Annotated in this window: 17 protein-coding genes and 1 other RNA gene; 14 read left to right on the top strand and 4 right to left on the bottom strand. The window is 54.0% G+C overall.

Annotated elements, in window-relative coordinates; all coding sequences use genetic code 11:
• Window positions 1-152: 152 nt before the first annotated feature.
• The 6 genes from epd (at window position 153) to DK872_RS11385 (ending at window position 6321) form a co-directional block, all read left to right on the top strand.
• The gene (gene epd / locus DK872_RS11360; RefSeq protein ID WP_007370226.1) at window positions 153-1172 is read left to right on the top strand and encodes an erythrose-4-phosphate dehydrogenase; all 1020 of its coding nucleotides are present in this window, start codon (window positions 153-155) and stop codon (window positions 1170-1172) included.
• A 48-nt stretch (window positions 1173-1220) separates the two neighbouring features.
• Window positions 1221-2384 (top strand): phosphoglycerate kinase, encoded by a 1164-nt coding sequence (gene pgk, locus DK872_RS11365; RefSeq protein WP_007370227.1) that lies wholly within the window; start codon window positions 1221-1223, stop codon window positions 2382-2384.
• Between the two features lie 201 nt (window positions 2385-2585).
• A complete protein-coding gene (gene fbaA / locus DK872_RS11370; RefSeq protein ID WP_007370228.1) occupies window positions 2586-3665 on the top strand; it encodes a class II fructose-bisphosphate aldolase in 1080 nt (359 codons plus the stop codon).
• A 186-nt stretch (window positions 3666-3851) separates the two neighbouring features.
• Window positions 3852-4712 (top strand): small-conductance mechanosensitive channel MscS, encoded by an 861-nt coding sequence (gene mscS, locus DK872_RS11375; RefSeq protein WP_007370229.1) that lies wholly within the window; start codon window positions 3852-3854, stop codon window positions 4710-4712.
• 138 nt (window positions 4713-4850) lie between these two features.
• Window positions 4851-5486, top strand: coding sequence for an arginine exporter ArgO (gene argO, locus DK872_RS11380; RefSeq protein ID WP_035889586.1), 636 nt, complete (start codon window positions 4851-4853; stop codon window positions 5484-5486).
• Between the two features lie 94 nt (window positions 5487-5580).
• The gene (locus DK872_RS11385) at window positions 5581-6321 is read left to right on the top strand and encodes an oxidative stress defense protein (protein ID WP_007370231.1); all 741 of its coding nucleotides are present in this window, start codon (window positions 5581-5583) and stop codon (window positions 6319-6321) included.
• A gap of 40 nt (window positions 6322-6361) precedes the next feature.
• Here the strand turns inward: DK872_RS11385 and argP are convergent, their stop codons facing one another.
• A complete protein-coding gene (gene argP / locus DK872_RS11390; protein ID WP_007370232.1) occupies window positions 6362-7255 on the bottom strand; it encodes a DNA-binding transcriptional regulator ArgP in 894 nt (297 codons plus the stop codon).
• A 164-nt stretch (window positions 7256-7419) separates the two neighbouring features.
• Between argP and rpiA the strand changes: the two genes are divergently transcribed.
• Window positions 7420-8079 carry a ribose-5-phosphate isomerase RpiA gene (gene rpiA / locus DK872_RS11395; RefSeq protein WP_161518369.1) on the top strand — a complete coding sequence of 220 codons (660 nt, stop codon included), beginning with the start codon at window positions 7420-7422 and terminating at the stop codon, window positions 8077-8079.
• A gap of 267 nt (window positions 8080-8346) precedes the next feature.
• Complete coding sequence (serA, locus tag DK872_RS11400; protein WP_007370234.1) at window positions 8347-9579, top strand: phosphoglycerate dehydrogenase; 1233 nt, start codon at window positions 8347-8349, stop codon at window positions 9577-9579.
• A gap of 43 nt (window positions 9580-9622) precedes the next feature.
• Here serA and DK872_RS11405 read toward each other — a convergent pair whose 3' ends face one another.
• The 3 genes from DK872_RS11405 to zapA all read right to left on the bottom strand — a co-directional run bounded on the left by DK872_RS11405 (window position 9623) and on the right by zapA (window position 10795).
• Window positions 9623-10219: a 5-formyltetrahydrofolate cyclo-ligase gene (locus tag DK872_RS11405; RefSeq protein ID WP_007370235.1), complete on the bottom strand. Its 597-nt coding sequence runs from the start codon at window positions 10217-10219 to the stop codon at window positions 9623-9625.
• Window positions 10220-10240: 21 nt separating this feature from the next.
• Window positions 10241-10424: non-coding RNA, 6S RNA (gene ssrS, locus DK872_RS11410), on the bottom strand.
• A gap of 41 nt (window positions 10425-10465) precedes the next feature.
• On the bottom strand, window positions 10466-10795 hold the full coding sequence (gene zapA, locus DK872_RS11415) for a cell division protein ZapA (protein WP_161518370.1): 330 nt from the start codon (window positions 10793-10795) through the stop codon (window positions 10466-10468).
• Between the two features lie 227 nt (window positions 10796-11022).
• Here zapA and DK872_RS11420 point away from each other — a divergent pair, with 227 nt between their 5' ends.
• The 6 genes from DK872_RS11420 (at window position 11023) to gcvH (ending at window position 17265) form a co-directional block, all read left to right on the top strand.
• Complete coding sequence (locus tag DK872_RS11420; protein WP_007370237.1) at window positions 11023-11601, top strand: YecA family protein; 579 nt, start codon at window positions 11023-11025, stop codon at window positions 11599-11601.
• 24 nt (window positions 11602-11625) lie between these two features.
• Entirely contained in the window at window positions 11626-12939 is a 1314-nt protein-coding gene (gene pepP / locus DK872_RS11425; protein WP_035889590.1) for a Xaa-Pro aminopeptidase, read from the top strand.
• Complete coding sequence (ubiH, locus tag DK872_RS11430) at window positions 12936-14114, top strand: 2-octaprenyl-6-methoxyphenyl hydroxylase (RefSeq protein ID WP_149288349.1); 1179 nt, start codon at window positions 12936-12938, stop codon at window positions 14112-14114. Before pepP ends, ubiH begins: the two co-directional genes overlap by 4 nt.
• 15 nt (window positions 14115-14129) lie before the next feature.
• Window positions 14130-15332: an FAD-dependent 2-octaprenylphenol hydroxylase gene (gene ubiI / locus DK872_RS11435; protein ID WP_007370240.1), complete on the top strand. Its 1203-nt coding sequence runs from the start codon at window positions 14130-14132 to the stop codon at window positions 15330-15332.
• 422 nt (window positions 15333-15754) lie between these two features.
• Window positions 15755-16849, top strand: a complete 1095-nt coding sequence (gene gcvT, locus DK872_RS11440) for a glycine cleavage system aminomethyltransferase GcvT (RefSeq protein ID WP_071921392.1) — start codon at window positions 15755-15757, stop codon at window positions 16847-16849.
• Window positions 16850-16875: 26 nt separating this feature from the next.
• A complete protein-coding gene (gene gcvH, locus DK872_RS11445; protein WP_007370242.1) occupies window positions 16876-17265 on the top strand; it encodes a glycine cleavage system protein GcvH in 390 nt (129 codons plus the stop codon).
• Window positions 17266-17351: the final 86 nt, after the last annotated feature.

Here is a 17351-nt window from a genome sequence, read left to right on the forward strand (position 1 = left end):
TGTTTCGCTTATTCTAGCTGAAGCGTTTCAGTCGATTAAATGTTCGACAATTAACCAAACAAACGCAGTTTAAGGCAGGCGAGGATTCCCCTTCTGTGGTGGCTGGATTACTCTGTCATCCACTTCAGGCCAGCTAGCCTTGCAGGAGAATTATGACCGTACGCATAGCGATTAATGGTTTCGGTCGCATTGGGCGCAACGTGGTTCGTGCTTTATATGAATCCGGGCGTCGGGCGGAAATCACCGTGGTGGCAATCAATGAACTGGCCGATGCTGTGGGCATGGCGCATTTATTGAAATATGACACCAGCCACGGGCGTTTTGCCTGGGATGTTCGCCAGGAGCGCGAACAATTGTTTGTGGGTGACGACGTAATTCGCATCCTGCATGAGCGCTCAATTGCGGCACTGCCGTGGCGCGAGCTGGGTGTAGATGTGGTGCTCGACTGTACCGGCGTATACGGCAACCGTGAGGATGGCGAGGCGCATCTGGCGGCAGGCGCGAAAAAAGTGCTCTTTTCCCATCCTGGCAGCCACGATCTCGACGCAACGATTGTTTTCGGTGTTAACCAGGAAACCCTTCGCTCTGAAGACCTTCTGGTCTCTAATGCCTCCTGTACGACAAACTGTATTATTCCGGTCATAAAACTGCTCGACGATGCTTATGGCATTGAGTCGGGAACGGTGACAACTATTCACTCCGCGATGCATGACCAGCAAGTGATTGACGCTTACCATTCCGATCTGCGGCGTACGCGTGCGGCCAGCCAGTCGATCATTCCGGTGGATACCAAACTGGCGGCGGGCATCACGCGAATTTTCCCGCAGTTTAATGACAGATTTGAAGCGATAGCGGTGCGCGTACCGACAATTAACGTGACCGCGATCGATCTGAGCGTAACGGTGAAAAAACCTGTAAAAGCTATGGAAGTCAACATGTTGCTGCAAAAAGCAGCGCGTGGGACATTTCATGGTATAGTTGATTATACGGAATTACCGTTGGTTTCAACCGATTTTAATCACGATCCGCACAGCGCCATTGTTGATGGCACACAGACGCGGGTAAGTGGTGCGCACCTTATTAAAACCCTTGTGTGGTGCGACAACGAATGGGGCTTTGCTAACCGGATGCTCGACACGACGTTAGCAATGTCGGCTATTGGTTTCAGGTAGGGCGCGACAGCGCTCGCAAAACTTTAAGAATCATTGAGAGGATTCACCATGTCTGTAATTAAGATGACCGATCTGGATCTGGCTGGTAAACGCGTTTTCATCCGTGCTGATCTGAACGTGCCGGTTAAAGATGGCAAAGTCACCAGCGACGCGCGTATCCGTGCTTCCCTGCCAACTATTGAACTGGCGCTGAAGCAGGGTGCGAAAGTGATGGTAACTTCCCATCTGGGTCGTCCGACCGAAGGCGAGTACAACGAAGAATTCTCTCTGCTGCCGGTTGTTAACTATCTGAAAGACAAACTCTCCAACCCGGTTCGTCTGGTTAAAGATTACCTGGACGGCGTTGAAGTGGCTGCCGGTGAACTGGTTGTTCTGGAAAACGTTCGCTTCAACAAAGGCGAGAAGAAAGACGACGAAGCGCTGGCGAAAAAATACGCTGCGCTGTGCGACGTATTCGTTATGGACGCATTCGGTACTGCTCACCGTGCGCAGGCTTCTACTCACGGTATCGGCAAATTCGCTGACGTAGCGTGCGCAGGCCCGCTGCTGGCTGACGAACTGGACGCGCTGGGTAAAGCGCTGAAAGAACCGGCTCGTCCGATGGTTGCTATTGTTGGCGGTTCTAAAGTTTCCACTAAGCTGACCGTTCTGGACTCTCTGTCCAAAATTGCTGACCAGCTGATCGTTGGTGGCGGTATCGCTAACACCTTCGTCGCTGCTCAGGGCCACAACGTAGGTAAATCCCTGTACGAAGCTGACCTGGTTGACGAAGCAAAACGTCTGCTGGGCACTTGCGATATTCCGGTCCCGACTGATGTTCGCGTAGCCACCGAGTTCTCTGAAACCGCAACGGCAACCCTGAAATCCGTCAATGACATCAAAGATGATGAGCAAATTCTGGATCTGGGCGATGCATCTGCTGAAAAACTGGCTGAAATTCTGAAAAATGCCAAAACTATTCTGTGGAATGGTCCGGTTGGCGTGTTTGAATTCCCGAACTTCCGTAAAGGTACTGAAATCGTGGCTAACGCTATCGCCGACAGCGACGCGTTCTCCATCGCAGGCGGTGGTGACACTCTGGCTGCTATCGACCTGTTCGGTATTGCTGACAAGATTTCCTACATCTCTACTGGCGGCGGCGCATTCCTCGAATTCGTGGAAGGCAAAGTTCTGCCTGCAGTAGCCATGCTCGAAGAGCGTGCTAAGAAGTAAAATTGTTCAGGCGGGATAACCCCGCCTGTTTTTCAAAACGATTCAATTGTTGCTCTAACTAATTCGCGCTGCCAGAAGACGGTGACGCAGCGAAACTCCAAAAACTCGCCATAGTGAGTCACTGGAGGCGCGAGAGAAGCCAGCCCACTGGCAGCACGAATTATGACGAGCTGAAACGGCCGAAGATACAGGACTACGTACATGTCTAAAATTTTTGATTTCGTAAAACCTGGCGTGATCACTGGTGATGACGTTCAGAAAGTGTTCCAGGTAGCTAAAGAAAACAACTTTGCTCTGCCAGCGGTTAACTGCGTGGGTACTGATTCCATCAACGCCGTTCTGGAAGCTGCTGCCAAAGTTAAAGCACCGGTTATCGTTCAGTTCTCTAACGGCGGCGCTGCGTTTATTGCCGGTAAAGGCGTGAAAACTGACGTTCCTCAGGGCGCAGCAATCCTCGGCGCAATCTCTGGCGCCCACCATGTTCATCAGATGGCAGAACATTACGGCGTTCCGGTCATTCTGCACACTGACCACTGCGCGAAAAAACTGCTGCCGTGGATTGACGGTCTGCTGGACGCGGGTGAAAAACACTTCGCTGCAACCGGTAAACCGCTGTTCTCTTCTCACATGATCGACCTTTCCGAAGAGTCTCTGGAAGAGAACATTGCCATTAGCTCCAAATATCTGGCGCGCATGTCCAAAATGGGCATGACTCTGGAAATCGAACTGGGTTGCACTGGTGGTGAAGAAGATGGCGTGGACAACAGCCATATGGACGCTTCTGCACTGTACACCCAGCCGGAAGACGTTGATTACGCTTACACTGAGCTGAGCAAAATCAGCCCGCGTTTCACCATCGCAGCTTCCTTCGGTAACGTACACGGTGTCTACAAACCGGGTAACGTGAAACTGACCCCGACTATCCTGCGCGATTCTCAGGAATATGTTTCCAAAAAACATAACCTGCCGCACAACAGCCTGAACTTCGTATTCCATGGCGGTTCCGGTTCTACTGCTCAGGAAATCAAAGACTCTGTAAGCTACGGCGTTATCAAAATGAACATCGATACCGACACCCAATGGGCAACCTGGGAAGGTATCCTGAAGTACTACAAAGAAAACGAAGGCTACCTGCAGGGCCAACTGGGCAACCCGAAAGGCGCAGACCAGCCGAACAAAAAATACTACGATCCGCGTGTATGGCTGCGTGCAGCGCAGACCAGCATGGTGACTCGTCTGGAGCAGGCTTTCAAAGAACTGAATGCAGTAGACGTTCTGTAATTTCCGCTGCTTTATCTGAAAAGGCCCGCAAAATGCGGGCCTTTTTTATTGCCATTTCAATAAGCTGGCGTAGAGCACAAAGTGTGATCTACTTGGCGTAAATGCGGCTTTTTGTTTACCCTTTAGGGATCTCTCCTTGCTTGAAGGGGTGGTTTTCCCATTTTGGAACAACATAAGGAAGCACGAATGGAAGATCTTAACGTTGTTGACAGCATTAACGACGCAGGCTCGTGGCTGGTGAACAATCAGGCGCTGCTGCTGAGCTATGCCGTTAACATTGTGGCGGCTATCGCCATCATTATTGTCGGTATGATTGTGGCGCGTATTGTCTCGAATACGGTTAATCGCGTGATGGTTGCGCGACACATCGACGCTACCGTGGCTGATTTTCTCTCCGCGCTGGTACGCTATGGCATTATCGCCTTTACCCTGATTGCCGCGTTGGGTCGCGTCGGCGTGCAGACGGCCTCGGTGATTGCCGTACTGGGTGCCGCCGGTTTAGCCATCGGTCTGGCGTTGCAGGGTTCGCTTTCGAACCTCGCCGCTGGCGTGCTGCTGGTGACTTTCCGCCCGTTCCGTTCGGGGGAATATGTCGATTTGGGTGGCGTTGCCGGAACCGTGTTGCAGGTGCAGATTTTCTCCACCACTATGCGTACGGTGGACGGGCGTATCGTGGTGATCCCAAATGGTAAAATCATTGCCGGAAATATCGTGAACTTCTCTCGTGAGCCGGTGCGTCGCAACGAATTTATTATCGGTGTGGCTTACGATTCTGATATCGACCAGGTGAAACGCATTCTGACTGAAATTATCCAGGCTGATGAACGCATTATCAAAGATCGCGAAATGACGGTGCGTCTGAATGAACTGGGGCCGTCCTCCATTAACTTTGTGGTGCGTGTCTGGAGTAAGAGTAGCGATCTGCAAGCCGTTTACTGGGATGTGCTGGAGCTGATCAAACGTCGCTTTGACGAGAATGGCATCAGCTTCCCGTTCCCGCAGATGGACGTAAACCTCAAACGTTCTCATGAGCAGACAGAGCAGTAAGATATGGGGCCGGCGGCGCCGGCCTTCTTTTTGCTCATCAACATTAGCATTGCTACTTAACGATTAAAATTATCAATTTCCGCTAATGATGTTCCCGCGCTATAGTCTGCTTCCGAAACAATCTGACGGAATTACGACGTGTTATCTTATTACTTTCAAGGCTTTATGCTTGGGGCCGCGTTGATCCTGCCGCTTGGGCCGCAAAACGCTTTTGTGATGAACCAGGGGATCCGCAGGCAGTATCACATCATGACTGCCTTTTTATGCACGATGAGCGATGTGGTGCTGATCTGCGCTGGCGTGTTTGGCGGCAGCGCGCTGTTGATGCAATCCCCGTGGCTGCTGGCGCTGGTGACCTGGGGCGGTGTGGCGTTTCTGCTATGGTACGGTTTTGGCGCACTGAAAACGGCACTGAGTAGTCATCTCGAACTGGCAAGCGCCGAAGCATTACGCCAGGGGCGCTGGCGTATCATTGCGACCATGCTGGCGGTTACCTGGCTCAACCCGCATGTCTATCTCGACACTTTCGTGGTGCTGGGTAGTCTCGGCGGACAGCTGGATGCGGAGCCAAAGCGCTGGTTCGCGCTGGGAACGGTGAGCGCTTCTTTCCTGTGGTTCTTCAGCCTTGCGTTACTCGCTGCCTGGCTTGCTCCGCGTTTGCGCACGGCGAAAGCGCAGCGGCTAATCAATGCTGTGGTTGGGTTGGTGATGTGGTTTATTGCCTTCCAGCTTGCGCATGAAGGTATTCATCATGTACAGGGATTATTCAGTTAGGGTAAGTCCGATGGACAATTCACGCTGAGCCGCTAAGCTTGCTGCCAAGGCGTCTGCGTATTCGGACGTATTAACGCAACATGGAGGAGCAACTGTGAAATTTAAAGTGATGGCCCTGGCGGCGGCAGTCGGTTTCAGCGCAATGGCGGTACAGGCAAACGAATTGCCTGACGGTCCGCATATCGTCACCTCAGGCACGGCTAGCGTGGATGCGACTCCGGATATCGCCACGCTGGCGATTGAAGTGAACGTCGCTGCAAAAGACGCCGCATCAGCGAAAAAACAGGCCGATGACCGCGTTGCGCAATACCTGAGTTTTCTTGAGCAAAATGGTATCGCCAGGAAAGACATTAATTCCGCAAACTTACGCACCCAGCCAGATTACGATTACCAGAACGGCAAAAGCATCCTGAAAGGTTATCGCGCTGTGCGTACGGTTGAAGTGACATTGCGCGAGCTGGATAAGCTTAACTCACTGCTGGATGGCGCGCTGAAAGCGGGTCTGAACGAGATTCGCTCCGTGTCGCTGGGCGTTGCGCAAGCGGACTCTTTCAAAGATAAAGCGCGCAAAGCAGCGATCGATGATGCGACCCATCAGGCGCAGCAGCTGGCAGCCGGTTTCAATGCCAAACTCGGCCCGGTTTACAGCATTCGCTACCATGTTTCTAATTATCAGCCAAGCCCAATGGTCCGGATGATGAAAGCGGATGCCGCGCCGGTTTCCACCCAGGAAACCTACGAGCAGCCGACGATTCAGTTTGACGATCAGGTTGATGTGGTGTTCCAGCTTGAGCCTGCTCAAGCTGAGCAGCCGGCAGCCACCGCGGCGAAGTAAAGTTGTTCATCCTCTCCCCGGTCGGGGAGAGGTTAGCTGTTCAATCCTGCCTTAATACCCGATGTCCATACTCCAGCAGCGCATCCGTCACGTTGCGCATCATCCGGCTTTCCGGCGCAAAACGGTGCCAGTAGAGCATACGGCGCTGTAACAGGCCTGGCGTCAGATCGATCAAATCACCGCTCTTTAACTCTTTCTCGATTTGCAGGTGCGGGATCATACAGCAGGTCGTGCCCTGGCGCGCCAGTTGCACAAACGCTTCCGATGAATTCACGATATGACAGGGCACGCTACCCGGCGGTAAATCGAAATATTGCTGCAAAAATGCCTGATGCATATCATCCAGATGGTCGAACGCCACCGCCGGGGCTTTCAGCAGCGCTGAGCGGGTTACGCCATTAGGAAAATAGCGTTCGGCGAATTCTCTGGAACCGACAAACAGGTAATCCAGCGCGCCAAGTTGATCGACAAGGCAGCTCGGCAGCGCCTGCGGCTGAATACTGACCGCACCAACCACTTCGCCGCGACGCAGTCGCTCCTGGGTGCGGGTTTCATCCTCAACCTGCAAGTTCAGCCGTATAGGCGAATCCACCAGTACCGGCGCCAGCGCAGGCAGCAGCCAGGTTGCCAGGCTGTCGGCATTGACCGCCAGCGACAACAGCAACGGCGTCGAGCCTGTTTGCTCATCGCCCAGCCACTCTTCTTCCAGCAGCTCGACCTGACGCAACAGCGCCAGCAGTTTCTGCCCTTGTTCGGTGGGACGCGGCGGAACAGTACGTACCAGCAATGGCTGGCCGAACATGTTTTCGAGCTGTTTTATGCGCTGCGACACGGCGGACTGAGTAATACACAGTTTTTGCGCGGCGCGCTCAAACCCACGCTCACGAATGACCGCATCAAGCGCCTGTAAGGTTCTGTAGTCCGGACGTTTCATTGCTCGGCCAATCTCCTGAAAAATGATTACTCAGCACTATGACATAAATTTTTATTAGAATCAGACGAAATTGGACGTCGCGTAATGTGACACTGGTCACAGGGACATTTAGGCGAAGGGTGGTCTATAATGCGCCTGAAATTTCACACCACAGGCGAACGACCATGACGCAGGATGAACTCAAAAAGGCAGTGGGCTGGGCGGCACTCAAGTATGTTGAGCCCGGAACTATTGTCGGCGTAGGCACTGGCTCCACTGCGGCGCACTTTATTGATGCGCTCGGCACGATGAAAGGCCAGATCGAAGGCGCGGTTTCCAGTTCGGATGCCTCCACCGCGAAACTGAAAAGTCTTGGCATTACCGTGTTCGATCTCAACGAAGTGGATAAACTGGATATCTACGTTGATGGCGCGGACGAAATCAACGGCCAGATGCAGATGATCAAAGGCGGCGGCGCAGCGTTGACGCGTGAGAAAATTATCGCCTCGGTAGCGGATAAATTTATCTGTATCGCTGATGCATCCAAGCAGGTTGATATCCTGGGGAAATTCCCGCTGCCGGTGGAGGTTATCCCGATGGCTCGCAGCGCCGTTGCGCGTCAACTGGTGAAGCTGGGCGGTCGCCCGGAATATCGTCAGAACGTTGTCACCGATAATGACAACGTGATCCTCGACGTTTATGGGCTGGAGATCATCGATCCGATTGCACTGGAAAACAGCATCAATAGCATCCCGGGCGTAGTCACTGTAGGGTTATTCGCCAATCGTGGCGCGGATGTGGCGCTGATCGGCACCGCCGATGGTGTGAAAACCATCATAAAATGATCTGACGGGGAGGCGTTCGCCTCCCTGTAAAAAAACACGATCGGCAAATTTGGTGATATCTGTCACATTTATCCGCTGATTATGCACTACCTGCCACTACTCCACGCTTTAACAGCATTTTTATCTGCCATTCCTCGCTGTATGACATTTCTTCAGAGTGCGCACGCAAACGTTCATATTGCTGCAATAGTTTTTTTTGATATGTTGACTGAAGACAATTGCATTTCGCACAACATCACAGTCAAGACAAAAAACAGGGTCGGGTAAATGGCAAAGGTATCACTGGAGAAAGACAAGATTAAATTTCTGCTCGTCGAAGGGGTGCATCAGAAAGCACTGGATAGCCTCCGTGCGGCGGGTTATACCAACATTGAATTCCACAAAGGTGCGCTGGACACCGAGCAGCTTAAAGAGTCCATCCGTGATGCCCACTTTATCGGCCTGCGATCCCGTACTCAACTGACTGAAGATGTTATCGCGGCGGCGGAAAAATTAGTCGCTGTGGGCTGTTTCTGTATTGGTACTAACCAGGTGAATCTGGACGCGGCTGCAAAACGTGGTATCCCGGTGTTCAATGCACCGTTCTCCAACACCCGTTCCGTGGCGGAACTGGTTATTGGCGAACTGTTGCTGCTGATGCGTGGTATTCCTGAAGCGAACGCGAAAGCGCACCGTGGTGTCTGGAACAAACTGGCGGTTGGTTCCTACGAAGCGCGCGGTAAAAAGCTCGGTATTATCGGTTATGGTCATATCGGTACGCAGTTGGGCATTCTGGCGGAATCGCTGGGGATGCACGTTTTCTTCTACGATATTGAAAGCAAACTGCCGCTGGGCAACGCCACGCAGGTACAGCATCTTTCTGATCTGCTGAACATGAGCGATGTGGTGAGCCTGCATGTGCCGGAAACCCCGTCAACCAAAGATATGATTGGCGTTGAGGAGCTGAAATTGATGAAGCCTGGCGCGCTGCTGATCAACGCTTCTCGCGGCACGGTGGTCGATATTCCGGCGCTATGTGATGCGCTGAAAAGCAAACATCTGGCCGGTGCGGCAATTGACGTCTTCCCGACGGAACCTGCCACCAACAGCGATCCGTTTGATTCCCCGCTGTGTGAGTTTGACAACGTGCTGTTGACGCCGCACATCGGCGGTTCAACGCAAGAAGCGCAGGAAAATATCGGTCTTGAAGTAGCAGGTAAACTGATTAAATATTCTGACAACGGTTCTACGCTGTCGGCTGTTAACTTCCCGGAAGTTTCTTTGCCGATGCACGGCGGCCGTCGCCTGCTGCACATCCACGAAAACCGTCCTGGCGTGCTGACAGCGCTCAACCAAATCTTTGCCAGCCAAAATATCAACATCGCGGCGCAGTACCTGCAAACAACGCCGTATATGGGTTATGTCGTGGTTGATATCGAAGCGGAAGAAGATGTCGCGCAAAAAGCGTTGCAGAGCATGAAAGCGATTCCCGGCACGATTCGCGCCCGTCTGCTGTTCTGATAAGTATTGTGTTTTCCTCTCCCGCAAGGGAGGGGGAAACCTGTTACCACTCCCACACTTTTGATGGTGTGACTACCGCAGGTAGCGGAATATCCCACTCTTCCACAGGCAGGGCCTGAACGCCCTGACAGTCATGCGCGTAGCCCACGGGCTGTAAGTTGTAGGCGCGCCAGTTTTGCAGGGTGCGATCGTAAAAACCGCCGCCCATACCTAAACGCTGGCCTTGTTCGTCGAACGCCACCAGCGGCGTAACCAACACATCCAACTGATTAAGCGGCAGGACATCGCGCACGTCCAGTTTCGGCTCCTGAATCTTCAGGCGATTAATCACCAGTTCGCTGTGCGGGTGGTAATGCAGAAAGAGCAGATTGCCCGGGCTAAACGGGTGCAGCACCGGCAGGTAAACCCGTTTTCCGCTGCGCCAGAGTTGTTCAATCAACGGCTGGGTATCCAGTTCACCGTCGAAAGAGAGAAACAACGCCACGGTATGCGCCATCACGACGGGCGGATATGCCATCATGCGCGCGGCGGCCTGCTGGGCAAAATGCGCCTGCTGCTCGCTGCTTAGCGCACGTCTACGCTGGCGGATAAGTTTGCGGATTTCTTGTCGCGAAGAGGGAAAATCAGGAAGTTGTGTCATGGTTTTGGGTAGAAAAAGAAGGGAATCTCCGAGATGCCGCCGCAGGCTGTAACCCTTGAACCCTTGGTTCAAGGTGAATGCGTCGTCATGATTTTAAGGCTTCTCGGACGGACCGAGCATGCTCACCAACCATGGATCGCCACATTCTTGTGGTATGAAATATCGGCTCAGGGGACTGGCCCGCTTGCAAACATCTCAGAGAAATTTTGTCTTCACGATCACTCTACCACAGTTGATCCTGAAGTGTTATTCAAACTTAGGCCCCTGCCTGTCTGTTATGCGACCCTGATCAAGCAATGCCTGTTCGATGGTCTGCTGTAACATTCGGATACGCTGTTCCATGTTGGCTGCGTATTCGCGGGTTTTTGCCTTTTCCTGAGTTAGCTCGTAGCTGATGTTCAGCGCGGCGATAAACACCAACTGCTCAGTATTTGTGACTCTAGTGCGAACTTTCAGATCTTGCAACCGCTGATTCAGATCCTCCGCAGCCTGGTTAAGAGCGTCCCTCTGTTCAGGCGGGCAGTTCACTCGCAGTGAACGACCAAAAATTTGGATATCGACGGGTTGTGCAGACATGCCACCTTCCTGCTGTTTGACTGCGCTCTGCCTTCGCATCCGAGTCCTGGGCTGCGAAGGGGCGACACTATAAGCTAGCCTGGTGAGCACTTTCAAGTTTTTTGCGTCTATACCTTAATGACTCATGTCACATGCAATGGCATGTAACGTGAAGTATCACGGGTATATCACCAGGGGCCAAAGTGGTAGCATATCATGAATATTCCCCCCAACGACGACGAATGCGTATGTCTATACAGAACGAAATACCTGGTTACAACGATGTAGGCCAGTTGCTTAACCAACAGGGCGTGGGGCTGCTTCCTGCCGAAATGCATGGGCTTATCGCGGGGATGATCTGCGGTGGCAACAATGACAGCTCCTGGCAGCCGTTGCTGCATGATTTAACTAATGACGGGCTGGCTTTTGGTCATGAGCTGGCACAGGCACTGCGGGCAATGCACGCGGCGACCAGCGATTCACTGGAAGACGACGGCTTTTTGTTCCAGCTCTATTTGCCGGAGGGCGATGATGTTAGCGTTTTCGACAGAGCCGATGCACTGGCTGGCTGGGTAAACCATTTCCTGCTCGGGTTAGGCGTCTCGCAACCGAAGCTCGACAAAGTGACTGGCGAAACCGGCGAAGCGATTGACGATTTGCGTAACATCGCACAACTGGGTTATGACGAAGAAGAAGATCAGGAAGAGCTGGAAATGTCGCTTGAAGAGATCATCGAATACGTCCGCGTTGCTGCGTTGCTGTGCCACGATACGTTCACGCACCCGCAGCCGACCGCGCCGGAAGTGCGTAAGCCGACGTTACATTAATTCGTCTTGTAGGAAGGAGGTGTCATGACACAGCTTGAGTTTCTCCGTCGTCGCCAGACATTGCTGGCGCAGATGGTTCCGGGTAGCGCGGCATTGATCTTTGCCGCGCCGGAAGCGACCCGCAGCGCAGACAGTGAATACCCGTATCGTCAGAACAGCGATTTCTGGTACTTCACCGGTTTTAACGAACCCGAAGCGGTGCTGGTGCTGATAAAGAGCGATGACACCCACAACCATAGCGTGCTGTTCAACCGTGTGCGTGATAAAACCGCCGAGATCTGGTTTGGCCGCCGCCTTGGTCAGGAAGCCGCGCCGGCAAAGCTGGGCGTCGACCGTGCGCTGGCGTTCCCGGAGATCAATACCCACCTTTATCAGTTGCTCAATGGCCTCGACGCGGTTTATCACGCGCAGGGTGAGTATGAGTACGCGGATACCATCCTGTTCACTGCGCTGGAGAAGCTGCGCAAAGGCGCGCGACAGAATCTGACAGCGCCCGCCACGCTGACTGACTGGCGTCCGATCGTCCACGAGATGCGTCTGTTTAAGTCGGCCGAAGAGATCGAGGTGATGCGTCGCGCCGGGGAGATCTCCGCGCTGGCTCATACCCGTGCCATGCAGGTTTGCCGACCTGGCCTGTTCGAATATCAGCTTGAAGGTGAAATTCAGCATGAATTTAACCGCCACGGCGCGCGTTTCCCGTCCTACAACACCATCGTCGGTTCGGGGGAGAACGGCTGCATCCTGCACTACACCGAAAATGAAAGCCAGATGCGTGACGGCGATCTAGTGCTGATTGATGCTGGCTGCGAATATATGGGATACGCCGGGGATATTACCCGCACCTTCCCGGTAAACGGGAAATTCAGCCCGGCGCAGCGTGAAATTTACGACATTGTGCTGGCATCGCTGGAACGTGCGCTGGAACTGTTTCGTCCGGGCACCTCCATCCAGGCCGTCACCGGCGAAGTGGTGCGCATTATGATCACCGGTCTGGCGAAGCTTGGCATTCTGCAGGGCGAAGTCGATGAATTGATCGCAAAAAATGCCCACCGCCCATTCTTTATGCACGGGTTAAGCCACTGGCTGGGGCTGGATGTTCATGACGTCGGCGTTTACGGCCAGGACCGTTCCCGCGAGCTGGCGCCAGGCATGGTGTTGACCGTTGAACCGGGCCTCTATATTGCCCCGGATGCGGATGTTCCCGAGCAGTATCGCGGCATTGGTATTCGCGTGGAAGATGACATCGTTATTACCGAAGAGGGTAACGAGAATCTCACCGCCAGCGTGGTTAAAAAGGCGGATGATATCGAAGCACTGATGGCGGCGAGCCGTTCATGAGTGTGATTATTGTTGGCGGCGGCATGGCCGGTGCGACGCTCGCGCTGGTCATTTCACATCTGACGCAGGGGAAATTACCGGTTCACCTGGTAGAGGCTACAGCACCGGGTGCTCACCATCATCCTGGTTTTGATGCCCGTGCTATTGCGCTGGCGGCAGGCACGTGCCAGCAGCTTGCGCGCGTCGGGATCTGGCAGGCGATAGCCCGTTGTGCAACGCCCATTTCAACCGTTCATGTCAGCGATCGTGGTCACGCCGGTTTTGTCACGCTGGATGCGCAGGATTATCACCTTGATGCGCTGGGCCAGGTGGTTGAGCTGCATGATATCGGCCAGCGGCTCTTTACCTTGCTGCAAAATGCGCCGGGCGTGACGCTGCATTGCCCCGATCGGGTCAGCAGTTTTACCCGTAATGAGCAACAGGTATCGGTAACGCTGGAAAGCGGCGAGCTGATTATTGGCCAGTTGCTGGTCGCGGCGGACGGTTCCCGTTCGGGCATGGGCGAGCAACTGGGGATCCTCTGGCAGAAAACGCCCTATCACCAGGCCGCAGTCATTGCCAACGTCACTACCTCTGTTCCGCATCAGGGACGCGCATTCGAACGTTTCACCGAGCACGGGCCGCTGGCGATGCTGCCGATGTCGCAGGGGCGTTGTTCACTGGTGTGGTGTCATCCGCTGGAAAAACAGCAGCAGGTGACTGGCTGGTCTGACGAACGTTTTTGCCATGAGCTACAAAAAGCTTTCGGCTGGCGTCTGGGACGTATTGAACACGCCGGAAAACGCAGCGTTTATCCCCTGACGTTGACTAACGCGTCGTCGCCGGTCTCTCATCGTGCGGTGCTGGTCGGCAATGCGGCTCAGACGCTGCATCCTATCGCCGGACAAGGATTTAACCTCGGAATGCGCGATGTTATGACGCTGGCGGAAACGCTGGCGGAGGCATGGGCGAAGCAGAAAGATGTCGGCTGTTATCCGGTGCTGACGCGCTACCGTCACCAGCGCCAGGCGGACAAAAGCGCCACCATAGGCGTTACCGACGGGCTGGTGCATCTGTTTGCCAACCGCTGGGCGCCGCTTGTCGTCGGGCGCAATATCGGGCTGATGGCGATGGAACTATTTACCCCGGCGCGCGATGTGCTGGCGCAGCGTACCCTCGGTTGGGTAGCCCGTTAATCAAAGGAGCAAAGAGTGCAGAGTGTTGATGTTGCGATTGTCGGCGGCGGCATGGTTGGTCTGGCGCTGGCTTGCGGGTTGCAGGGGAGTGGTTTACGGGTTGCGGTGCTGGAGCAGAATGTTCCGCAGCCGCTGGCGGAAGATGCACCACCGGCGCTGCGCGTATCGGCGATTAACGCCGCCAGCGAAAAACTTCTGACGCATCTTGGCGTGTGGTCAAACATCATTGCCCATCGCGCGGGACGCTATCACGGCATGGAGGTGTGGGACAAAGACAGCTTTGGCCGCATCTCGTTTGACGACCAAAGCATGGGCTATCCTCACCTTGGCTATATTATTGAAAACGCAGTGATTCATCAGGCGCTGTGGGATAAAGCTCAGCAGTGTCAGGATGTCACTATGATTGCCCCAGCCGAATTACAGCAGGTGGCCTGGGGTGAGAACGACGCGTTCCTCACCTTAAAAGATGGCACGATGCTCACGGCCCGGCTGGTGGTCGGGGCGGATGGCGCGAACTCCTGGTTGCGTAACAAAGCGGATATTCCGCTAACTTTCTGGGATTATCACCATCACGCGCTGGTAGCGACCATTCGCACCGAGGAGCCACATCAGGCCGTCGCGCGGCAGGTGTTCGATAACGATGGCATTCTGGCGTTTCTGCCGCTGAACGATCCACATTTATGCTCGATCGTCTGGTCGTTGCCGCCGGATCAAGCGAAAACGCTGCAACAGGCCAGCGATGAGACGTTCAACCAGGCGCTGTGCGTGGCCTTTGATAATCGTCTTGGTCTGTGCCGCGTGGAAAGCGAGCGCCAGGTTTATCCGCTCACCGGTCGCTATGCGCGCCACTTCGCCGGTCATCGTCTGGCGCTGGTGGGCGATGCTGCGCATACCATCCATCCGCTGGCCGGGCAGGGCGTAAATCTGGGCTTTATGGATGTTGCGGAATTGATTACCGAGCTGCGCCGTCTTCGCCGTGAAGGAAAAGATATCGGCCAGCATCTCTATCTGCGTCGCTACGAGCGCAGCCGTAAACACAGTGCGGCGCTAATGCTGGCGGGAATGCAGGGCTTCCGCGAACTGTTTGCCGGATCGAACCCGGCGAAGAAGCTGCTGCGTGATATTGGTCTGAAACTGGCGGATACCCTTCCGGGGGTAAAAACACAACTGCTGCGCCAGGCGCTCGGCCTGAATGACCTTCCGGAGTGGTTACGTTAACCCCATCACATTTCCCTTCCCGCAAACGGGAAGGGGACTCCCTGCCTCATTTGAAATATTCTAATTTCACCTCGTTTTTCGGATTAGATTTACTCATGTATGATTTTTCGCACTGCAGAAAAAATGATGCTTTTGCGGAGTGAAATATTGAAATAGGGCGCAACTACGTCGCTTTATTGATGTTTTGTGTGGGTGATTTCGTTTTTATCTGGCACAAAACTCTGTCGCTGTTTTTAGCTAAACAGGTCATAAGCTAATGTGATGGCCCATTTTCTCTTATGGTTAAGTGCCGCTTTCGGTGTTAAGTTCAGGCAAAAGATAACGTTTGCGTCGGCGTCCGAAATGGCCGTTGACGCTGGTCATTTTGGCGAAATGAACGCCGCCGAAAAACGTGATAGCGCAGCTTATTCGACGAGGACAAGATGGCTCAGCAGACCCCTTTGTATGAACAACACACGCTATGCGGTGCCCGCATGGTGGATTTCCATGGCTGGATGATGCCGCTGCATTATGGCTCGCAGATTGATGAGCACCACGCAGTGCGTAGCGATGCCGGGATGTTCGATGTTTCGCACATGACCATCGTCGATCTGAAAGGCAGCCGCACCCGGGAGTTTCTGCAATATTTGCTGGCAAACGATGTGGCCAAACTCACGAAGCCCGGCAAAGCCCTCTACACCGGCATGCTGAATGCCTCGGGCGGCGTGATTGACGATTTGATCGTCTACTACTTTACCGAAGACTTCTTCCGCCTCGTTGTAAACTCCGCCACCCGCGAAAAAGACCTCTCCTGGATTACCCAACACGCCGAACCTTTTGCCATTGATATCACCGTCCGTGACGACCTGTCGCTGATCGCGGTTCAGGGGCCAAACGCGCAGGCGAAAGCCGCCAGCCTGTTTACCGATGCGCAGCGCAGCGCGGTCGAGGGAATGAAACCGTTCTTCGGCGTTGAAGAGGGCGAGCTGTTTATCGCGACCACGGGCTACACCGGTGAAGCGGGTTACGAGATTGCCTTGCCGAACGAAAAAGCCGCCAGCTTTTGGCAGGATCTGCTGAAAGCGGGCGTAAAACCTTGCGGACTCGGCGCCCGCGATACGCTGCGCCTGGAAGCGGGCATGAATCTTTATGGCCAGGAGATGGATGAAAGCATCTCTCCGCTGGCTGCCAATATGGGCTGGACCATCGCCTGGGAACCGCAGGATCGCCAGTTCATCGGTCGTGAAGCGCTGGAGCAACAGCGCGAAAAAGGCACCGAACAGCTGGTTGGTCTGGTGATGACGGAAAAAGGTGTGCTGCGTAATGAGTTACCTGTGCACTTTACTGATGCGCACGGCAACGTGCAAAAAGGTGTGATCACCAGCGGGACCTTCTCGCCGACGCTTGGCTACAGTATTGCACTGGCGCGCGTTCCGGCCGGAATTGGCGAAACGGCAATTGTGCAGATCCGTAACCGCGAAATGCCGGTCAAAGTGACCAAACCTGTTTTTGTGCGCAACGGCAAAGCTGTCGCGTAACGTAATTTTTATCTGGAGAGAATAAAATGAGCAACGTACCGGGCGAACTGAAATACAGCAAAGAACACGAATGGCTGCGCAAAGAAGCAGACGGTAGTTATACCGTTGGCATCACTGAGCATGCTCAGGAACTGCTGGGTGATATGGTGTTTGTCGACCTGCCGGAAGTGGGCGCGACCGTTAGTGCTGGCGATGACTGCGCCGTTGCCGAATCGGTAAAAGCCGCTTCTGATATCTACGCGCCGATCGGCGGTGAAATCGTAGCCGTTAACGATGCGCTGAATGACTCTCCGGAGCTGGTTAACAGCGAGCCGTACGGCGAAGGCTGGATCTTCAAAATCAAAGCCAGTGACGAATCGGAAGTTGCTGCGCTGCTGGATGCAACGGCATACGCCGCATTGTTAGAAGACGAATAAATACGCGTCATCCTTCACGTTGCAGGCGCGTTGGCTTGCTCGCTCACCCCAGTTACTTACTGATGTAAGCGCCTGGGGATTTGCAG

The organism is Kosakonia sp. MH5 (assembly GCF_009935945.1).
Classification (GTDB): Bacteria; Pseudomonadota; Gammaproteobacteria; order Enterobacterales; family Enterobacteriaceae; genus Kosakonia; species Kosakonia radicincitans.